The organism is Streptomyces sp. NPDC058741, from assembly GCF_042746715.1.
GTDB lineage: Bacteria > Actinomycetota > Actinomycetes > Streptomycetales > Streptomycetaceae > Streptomyces.
In genome coordinates, this window is the sequence record NZ_JBHYQH010000110.1 from 1 (window position 1) to 1,597 (window position 1,597).

A 1,597-nucleotide genomic window follows, 5' to 3' on the forward strand; every position below is an offset into this window, starting at 1 on the left:
GCGAGGAGGGGCGCGAGGAGGGAGGCGAGGAGGGGTACGAGGAGGGGCGCGAGGAGGGGCACGAGGAGGGACGCGAGGAGGGAGGCGAGGAGGGGCGCGAGGAGGGGCACGAGGAGGGACGCGAGGAGGGAGGCGAGGAGGGGCGCGAGGAGGGACGCGAGGAGGGACGCGAGGAGGGAGGCGAGGAGGGGCGCGAGGAGGGAGGCGAGGAGGGGCGCGAGGAGGGAGGCGAGGAGGGACGCGAGGAAGGGCGCGAGGAAGGGCACGAGCACTGAGGGGCCCATGAGGCGGGACGCCGCGCGAGAGCGCTCTCACGGCGCCGGGCGTCCGGGGCTATCCTGATCCGCAACCGCAGGTGAGGAGCCCCGAAGTGACCGACACAGCGCCGCGTCCCACCCTGGAGGCCGTGGCCGCCCGGGCCGGTGTCTCGCGGGCCACCGTCTCCCGCGTCGTCAACGGCGGCGACGGGGTGCGGGACATCCTCGTCGAGCGGGTCCGCAAGGCCGTGGACGAGCTCGGATACGTGCCCAACCAGGCCGCCCGCTCGCTGGTGACCCGGCGGCACGACGCGATCGCGGTGGTCGTCGCCGAACCCGAGACGCGCGTGTTCGCCGATCCGTTCTTCGCGCTCCAGCTGCGCGGCATCAGCAAGGAACTCACGGCCCACGACAACCAGCTCGTCCTGCTCCTGACGGAGGGCCGCGACGACCACGCCCGGGTCGGCCGCTACCTCGCCGGCGGGCACGTGGACGGGGCCCTCGTCTTCTCCCTGCACCTCGACGACCCCCTGCCGGAGCTGATCCAGCGGGCCGGCATCCCCACCGTCTTCGGCGGGCGGCCCGGCTGGAGCGGCGACCGGCGCGGAGTGGTCTACGTCGACACCGACAACCGCGGCGGCGCCCGCGAGGCCGTCCGTCACCTGGCCGGCCTCGGCCGCACCCGCATCGCGCACATCACCGGCGTCCTGGACCAGACCTCCGCGGTCGACCGGCTCGACGGCTACCGGGACGTCATGGTCGACGCCGACCCGCGGCTCCTCGTCGAGGCCGACTTCACCCCGGCCGGGGGCGAGCGGGCGATGCGCGAACTCCTCGACCGCTGCCCCGACGTGGACGCGGTGTTCGCCGCGAACGACCTCATGGCCTCGGGCGCCCTGCGCGTCCTGCGGGAGGCCGGCCGCCGGGTCCCCGACGACGTGGCCGTCATCGGCTTCGACGACCTGCAGCCGGTCGCCGAGCAGACCGACCCGCCCCTGACCACCGTCCGCCAGGACATCGAGGAGATGGGCCGCCTGATGGCCCGCCTCCTCCTGCGCGACCTCGACCGCGCCGCCCCGAGCGAGGGCGTCGCCGGTACGCCCTCGAGCGTGGTCCTCCCGACGACGCTGGTGCGGCGGGCGTCGGCCTAGGAGCTGCCTGCCGTCGGAGTCCGTCGCCGTAGGGCCAGGACGTCCAGGGCGGTCTCACCGTCAGGCTGGTCTCACTGTCATGCCGGTGTCACCGCCGGGCTGGTCTCACCGCCGGGCCGGTGTCACACGCCACGGCACTGCCGGACCGGCGGCACCGCCTGGGTGGCGGCGCTCCGCGGCCGCCCGGTG

Annotated in this window: 2 protein-coding genes; both read left to right on the forward strand. The window is 75.3% G+C overall.

What is annotated here, in order from left to right:
- Positions 1–275, forward strand: a 275-nt coding sequence (locus ACFW6P_RS32065; RefSeq protein WP_386425799.1) for a hypothetical protein, incomplete at its 5' end; no start/stop codon positions are given.
- A 95-nt stretch (positions 276–370) separates the two neighbouring features.
- Complete coding sequence (locus ACFW6P_RS32070; protein WP_386359533.1) at positions 371–1,408, forward strand: LacI family DNA-binding transcriptional regulator; 1,038 nt, start codon at positions 371–373, stop codon at positions 1,406–1,408.
- Positions 1,409–1,597 lie beyond the last annotated feature (189 nt).